The organism is Spirillospora sp. NPDC046719, assembly GCF_040645715.1.
Lineage (GTDB): Bacteria > Actinomycetota > Actinomycetes > Streptosporangiales > Streptosporangiaceae > Spirillospora.
Window position 1 is genome coordinate 1 of record NZ_JBEYYT010000471.1, and the last position, 6950, is coordinate 6950.

The following is a 6950-nucleotide window of genomic DNA, read 5'->3' on the forward strand; positions in this document are numbered from 1 at the left end:
CGGGACGGGCGGGCGCCGCCTCGGCGGGGCCCGCGGTGGCCGCCGTCAACGCCACCACCGCCGCGAGTGCGGCGACGAGCCGTACATGATGCATGCGGCGTACACAGCGCATGCGACGCGCGGCGGGCGCGCCGACGGCGGCGTGCGCACCGGCGCTCGGATGCGCGTCGACGGCGGGGCGCCTGCGGCGGGCGGGGTGCGTGCGGACCTGCATCAGCCCTGCTCCTTCGGGGTGAGGGTCAGGTCGGCGGTGTTGCCGGGACCGGAGGTGAACGAGCCGAGCAGCCCGGTCAGCACGCCGCAGTCCTGGAGCGTGGGAAGCGTGAAGCCGGTGCTCGCGAGCCGTCCGCCCAGCGCCGGGTCGAAGGGGCCGCCGGAGTCCAGCGGGACGTCGGCGGGCGCGGCCGTCCGGCACTGATCGCCGCCGCCGACCGGGAGCCCGAACACCGCGAACGACGTCACCCGGACGTCCAGCGCGGCGTCGGCGGTCAGCGCGCCGCCGGCCAGCTTCCCGGTGGTCGCGGCGGGCCGTCCGAACGCGACGTCCGCCGTGACCGGCAGGAACCCCCACGCCTTGAGGGCGCCCGTGGCGGGGTCGAGGTCGAGGGCGCCGGTGACGTTCCCGGTGCCCGGGTCGATGTCGGCGCTGAGGGAGCCGTTCAGGGGGACGGTCCCGGCGCCCGCCTTGACGGTCGCCGTCCCTTGCACCGTGTAGTCGTGGTGGGTCGGGGTGGGCGTGGAGTCGACGACGTCGAACGTCGCGAGCACGTTGTCCTGCCCGGGGTCCTGCGTGCATTCGGACTCGAACGTGCCGAGCCCGGAGGGGCCGCCGTCGGCGATCGACGGCGTCAGCGTGAGCACGAGGTCCCCGACCCGGATCGTCCCCTTGCCGGTCTTGCGGAACGTCAGCGGGACGGTGGTGCCGCGCGCGTGGACGTCGAAGGCGCCCTCGGCGGGGACGGCGGTGGTGTCGAGCTTCGAAGTGACGGGCACGGCCAGCCCGGACGGCACGTCGGGCACCGTGATCGACGCCTTCGCCAGCGCGGTGCCGTCGAGCTTCGCGGTCCCGACGGCGGCCAGGCCGCGGGTCGAGCCGGCGCTGACGGTGGAGACGGAGTCCACCGTGAACCCCGGCACCTGCTGCCCGCTGACCACGGTCTTCGGCACATCGGTGCTGATCTTGACGCTGACCGGCTCCGGGCCGATCAGCGGGAACACGCAGTGGTAGCCCAGGGTCAGCGAGACCGGGTCGGCCGCGGCGGGCGCCGCGGTCCCGGCGAGGGCGGCGGCGCCGGACGCGAGCGCGACGGCGCACGCGACGGCCGCGTTCCCGGCCGTCCGCCCGGCCGTTCTCCTCGTGGCTCTCACTGCTGTCTCTCCTGGTGCTCGTCCTGCGGGGGATGCGAGGGGGTGCGAGTGTGCGGGGAGGTGGCCCCCGCCGCCGTCCCTGGAAGAGCGGCGGGGGCCGGAATCAGGACCGTTCGGTCACTGCCGAAGGATCACTTCTTCGGCGCGGCCTTCAGGTCGATCGTGTTCCCCGGGCCGGCGGCCAGCGCGCTGACCAGCGGGGTGAGGAAGCCGCAGCCGGTCAGGCCGGGCAGGGTGTAGGTGCCGGTGAGCGTCCCGCCGCCCGCCACGCTGAAGTTGGTGGACTTCAGCGGGATGTCGGCCGGGGCGCTCGTCTGGCAGGTGCTGCCGACGCCGAGGTCCATCCCGAACACCTTGATCGAGGGGATCTTGACGACGGTCTTGGTGTCGGTGCTGAGGGTGGTGCCCGACAGGGTGCCGGTCGTCTTGCCCTGCGGGGCGAAGGCGATGTCGGCGGTCGCCGGGATGAACCCGAACAGCGAGAAGGTGCCGGTGGTCGGGTTCAGCGTCAGGTCCGCGGAGACCTTGCCGCCGCCGTCGACCGTGGCGTTGACCGCGCCGTTCAGCGCGACCTTGCCGTTCAGGCCCTTGATGGTCGACGACCCGGACAGCGTGAACGCCGCGCCGCCGCCGGTCGGCGTGCCGGGCACGGTCACCGTGACGGGCGCGGACGGGTCGGACTCGTTGTTCGCGTTGTCCACGGCCGACACCGCGAAGGTGTGGTCGCCCTTGGCCAGGCCGGTAACCTTGGTCGAGGTACCGGTGACCACGGCGGTGCCCTTCTTGCCGTCCACGGTCACGTAGTAGCCCTTGACGCCGGAGCCGCCGTCGTTGTCGGTGGAGGCGTCCCAGATCAGCGCCACGGAACCGTCGTCGGACCCGGTGCCCTTGACGTTCGCCGGGACGGACGGGGCGGTCTTGTCGGGGCCGGGGCCCGTCGCGACCTTCACCGTGACCGGAGCCGACGGGTCGGACTCGTTGTTCGCGTTGTCGACGGCCGACACCGCGAAGGTGTGGTCACCGTCGGCCAGGCCGGAGACGGTCGTGGACGTACCCGTCACCAGGTCGCCCTTCTTACCGTCCACCGTCACGTAGTAGCCCTTGACGCCCGAGCCACCGTCGTTGTCGGTCGAGGCGTCCCAGGACAGCGCGACCGAGTCGTTGTTCGCCGTGCCTTTGACGTTCGCCGGAACCGACGGGGCGGTCTTGTCGGGGCCGGGGCCCGTCGCGACCTTCACCGTGACCGGAGCCGACGCGACGGACTCGTTGTTCGCGTTGTCCACGGCCGACACCGCGAAGGTGTGGTCACCGTCCGCCAGACCCGAGATGGTCGTGGACGTACCCGTCACCAGGTCGCCCTTCTTACCGTCCACCGTCACGTAGTAGCCCTTGACGCCCGAACCACCATCGTTGTCGGTCGAGGCGTCCCACTTCAGCGCCACCGAGCCACCGGTCGCCGTGCCGCTCACGTTCGCCGGAACCGATGGGGCGATCGTGTCGGGCGGCGTCGTCGAGCCGCCGTCCTTGATCGTGAAGCTGAACAGGGTGTTGTCCTGCCCGGACTTCAGGTGGCAGGTGAAGTCGCCGAGGTTGGCGGGGTTGCCGTCGGCGTCGTAGGTCGTGAAGTTCTGGATGTCGATGTCGTCCAGGGCGACCTTGCCGGCGCCGGTCTTGGTGAACGACAGCGCCGGGGCCTTGCCCGGGCCGTTGATCGAGACCGGGCCGGTCGGGGGCACCTTCGTCTTGTCGAGCTTCAGCGCCATCTGCAGCGGCACGGGGTTGGCGATCTCCGGGACCGTGATGGTCGGGTGCGCCAGGGCGGTCCCGTCCATCTGCACGGCGCCGAGCTGCTGGAGCCCGTTCTCGTTGACGTCCGCCGGAACGGTGGAGACGGACGTCACCTGGATCGCCTGCGAGATGAAGTCCTGCGCGGTGGTGTTCACCGGGACCTCGGTCGGGAAGTTCGACTTGACCTTGACGGTCAGGTCGCCGTCGCCCACCAGCGGGTACGGGCAGGTGTACTGCAGCGACTTCTCCGGCGAGGACGGCAGGTCGCCCGCGAGGGTCTGCACCGGGTTCGGCGCCGGGTACTTGCCCGGGACCGGGTCCGGCTTCGGCGGGTTGGTGCCGTCCTCGATGAGGAACTGCTTCAGGACGTTGTTCTGCCCCGGCAGCTGCTTGCAGGACGCGTTGATCTGGCCGAGCCCGGTGGGCTTGCCGTCCGCGCCGAGCGGGCTGATCGCCAGGTCGAGGTTGCCGACCGTGATCTGCGCCCAGCCGGCCTTGTTGAACGTCAGCGGCACCTGCGTGCCGGTGGCGGTGATGTCGAACGGCCCCGAGTCGGGGACGCTGGCGTCGGCCAGCGTCATGTTCGGCTTCAGCGGCAGCCCGCTGGGGTACTGCGGCGCGACGAGCGACGCCTGCGCCTTCGCCGTGCCGGTCAGCTTCTTGGTGAGGGTCGTCCACAGGCCGAACGTGGTGTCGGCGCTGACGGTCGAGACCGCCTTGATGTTGATCGTGGGCGACGGGGTGTTCAGCGCGACCTTGTCCGGGATGTCGGTGGAGATCGCGACGTTGAGGTCCTGCTGCCCGATCAGCGGGTAGCTGCACCGGTACTTGAGGGTCAGGCCGGCGTCGGCGGACGCCGCCGGCGCCGCCACGACGCTCGCCATGGCGAGCATCAGGCCCGCCGTGGAGCCGAGGACCGTACCGGTCCTGACTCTTCGGGACATGTTCTTCGGTTTCACCTCGTACCTCTCGTGTGCGTGAGGTTGGGGGGCATGCCGGGCCGCGGACCGGGTCCGCGACGTGCGGTGACGGGTCCGCCCCCGCCGGCGGGGAGGCGGGGGCGACGCCGTCGGCCAGGCGAGGCCGGGGCCTGCGCCTTGGCGGTGACCGGCGCCTTGGCGTGGACTACGCCTTGGCGGTGAGGTCGAGCGAGATCGTGTTGCCGGACCCGGCGGTGAAGAGGCTGAGGATCCCCGTCAGCGGGCCGCAGTTGTCGATGGAGGACAGCGAGTAGTCGCTCGTCTTGAGCGTGCCGCCCTTGGAGGGGATGAACTTGCCGTCCGACTTGAGGACGATGTCCGACGGCTGGGTGGTCTGGCACTGGTCGCCGCCGCCGATCGGGATGGCCCCGAACACGTTGAACGAGCCGAGCTTGACGAACATCTTGGAGTCCGTCGTGAGCTCGCTGTTGGCGTAGGTGCCGGTGGTCTTGCCCTGCTGGACGAAGGCGATGTCCGCGGTCACCGGCAGGATGCCGAGGATCTGGAAGTTGCCCTTGGTCGGGTTCAGCGTCAGGTCCGCCGTGACGTTGTCGGCGGGCTTGGTGACGTCGAGGTCGGCCTCGACGCTCCCGGTGAGGGGGGTGGTGCCGTTCGGCGCCTTGATGAACGACGACCCCTTGAGGTCGAAGGAGTAGTGGATCGGCGCGGCGGCCGAGGCCGGCATCGCCGACGCGATGGCGGCGGCGCCGAGCGCGATGGCCGCGCCGGCGAGCATCCCGCCCCTGCGCCGGGTGTTCTTGGTGGTCTTCACTGGTACCTCTCGATTCTCTGAAACGCGGTTATCCGATGTGCTGCTCACCCCCGATACCGCATCACCTCCTGAGAACCGTTTTCCGTGGTGTTACGCCGGTAAGCTACTCGCCGTCAACCGCATTCGTCATCGGACGCCGATGACAAATTCTGAGACGTTTCAATCGCCGCCTCACGTGGCCTTTATTGTCGAATGACAACGCTTTTTCGGGCATGCTGAGCAGGCATGATGCCCGTTCGGCGGGCATGCCTTTCGCTGGCCGTCGGGCCAGGCGAGCCGTTATCTCTTCAGTTCCGGCATTGCCGGCGGGCAGGTGGCCGCGGCGCGGCCGCAGATGGTTCCCTGGCTGACCTTCAGATAGTTTCCGGGCCCCGAAACGGCGCCGGTGAAAAGCGGGTCCAGGTTCTCTCCCGACCCGCATCCCTTGAAGGGCGGTATCTCGAAGGAGCCGTGGAGCGTCCCGCCCTTGACGATGTTGGTGACGTCGGCGCCGGGGGCGTCGCCGAGCTCGATGTCCACCGCCCGGTCGGACGCGCAGTGCGCGCCGACGTCCAGCGGCGTCCCGTTGACCGTCACGTCGTACAGCCGGATGGTGACGCGCATCCGGGCCTGGACGCGCTGCCGCGTCTGGCCCTTCTCGTACGGCGCGGAGGTCTCCGTGCCGAGCCCGACCTGGTCCATCTCCATCGTGGCCGTCGTGGGCATGAAGCCGAACGTCAGGAAGGTCGCCTTCGAGCGCAGCGGCTCGTGGAACCGGAAGCGGACGTCCGTCCCGGTGCCCGTGGGCAGGTTCGGGACGATGTTGTACTCGACGTTCGTCAGCGCCGGGTCCGGGGCGGCCGGGTCATTGAGCACGGTCGCGCCGTCGAGCTTGCGCACGTTCGCGAAGCCGTTCATGTAGACGCAGCCGGAGATCAGCCATCCGGGCTCCTTGAGGTCCTGGCAGTCCGGCGGGGCCTCCCCCGGGGGCACCGCCGCGGTCGCCTTCGGGGACGGGGCGGGGGCGGGCGCGGTGCCGTCCGCCACCACGGGGACCGCCGCGAGGACCCGCGCCTGTCCCTGCGCGGGGGTGCAGGCGACGGGGGTCTCCTTGGTGCCTCCGGCGGCGGGCGCCGGCGCGGGCCCGAGGCCCAGGTCGAGTTCGCCGAGGCTGAACGAGAGGGTGCCCGAGGGCCCGGCGGTCGCGGCGGCGGGCCGCCCGGTCGCGGTGAGCGTCACGTCCCCGTCGCCGGGCACGGGCGCGGGCTCGACGGTGAACGCGGGCCAGTCCGCCCTGGCGGCCGTCCCGTTCTGCGTGGTCTGCGCCGCCACCTGCACGGTCCCGCCGACCTTCGCCGCGTCGAGGTCGGCGAGGGCGGCGCGCGGGACGGTCAGGGTCGCCGTCGCCTCGCCCGGCCGCACCTGCTCGCCCGGCCGCGCCGACGCCGGGAACGGCGCCCGGTAGCGGACGCTCACCTGCTGCGGCCCGGCGGGGAACGCGCACTGGTACGACACCGTGAGGTCGGCGTTCTGGGTGCCCGTAGCCTCGGCCCCGGCACCGCTCAGGCCGGCGGCGAGCAGCGCGCCGGCTCCGGCCGCCGCCATCAGGCGGCCGGCCCGACGTGCGCGCACACTGATCATCGCCCCACCCATCGGAGATCGTCCGTCCGGCCCGCCGGCGGTCGCATTCCGCACCTGTCACGAGCCCGGGACCGGATGGGACCACGAAAGAACGCGGCCGCACAAGACGACCGGAAAAATTGCTCACCCAGCGCGCAAGGAAAAGCCTTGTTCATACTCCGGTGAGCATCGGCCGGGCATTTGAAATGCTTGTCAACCGACTGACAAGCGCGCGTTCCCGAACTTTATCCGAGTGATAAGGAGCGCTCGCCGGGGCGGACGATAATGGCTTTTCCCCGGCCGCCGCGCGGCGCGGGGCCGCCGACGTCTCATCCGAAGGACCCGAGGTGAAGCCGATGCCAGCTCGTACCCGGCCGGCGGCGGCGCTGCTGCTCGCCGCGACGCTTCTGTTCGCCGCCGGCTGCGGCGGCGGTGACGGCGGG

General features: G+C 71.3%; 4 protein-coding genes and 1 pseudogene. All 5 read right to left on the minus strand.

Annotated elements, in window-relative coordinates; all coding sequences use genetic code 11:
- A pseudogene (locus tag ABZ914_RS43345) lies at nt 1-214 on the minus strand (hypothetical protein); the annotation flags it as partial.
- Nucleotides 214-1368: a DUF6801 domain-containing protein gene (locus ABZ914_RS43350; protein WP_500200588.1), complete on the minus strand. Its 1155-nt coding sequence runs from the start codon at nt 1366-1368 to the stop codon at nt 214-216. The pseudogene ABZ914_RS43345 and the gene ABZ914_RS43350, both read right to left, overlap by 1 nt.
- A gap of 131 nt (nt 1369-1499) precedes the next feature.
- Nucleotides 1500-4100, minus strand: a complete 2601-nt coding sequence (locus ABZ914_RS43355) for a DUF6801 domain-containing protein (RefSeq protein ID WP_500200589.1) — start codon at nt 4098-4100, stop codon at nt 1500-1502.
- Between the two features lie 181 nt (nt 4101-4281).
- Nucleotides 4282-4908 carry a hypothetical protein gene (locus tag ABZ914_RS43360; protein WP_500200590.1) on the minus strand — a complete coding sequence of 209 codons (627 nt, stop codon included), beginning with the start codon at nt 4906-4908 and terminating at the stop codon, nt 4282-4284.
- 279 nt (nt 4909-5187) lie between these two features.
- Nucleotides 5188-6528: a DUF6801 domain-containing protein gene (locus ABZ914_RS43365; protein ID WP_500200591.1), complete on the minus strand. Its 1341-nt coding sequence runs from the start codon at nt 6526-6528 to the stop codon at nt 5188-5190.
- Nucleotides 6529-6950: the final 422 nt, after the last annotated feature.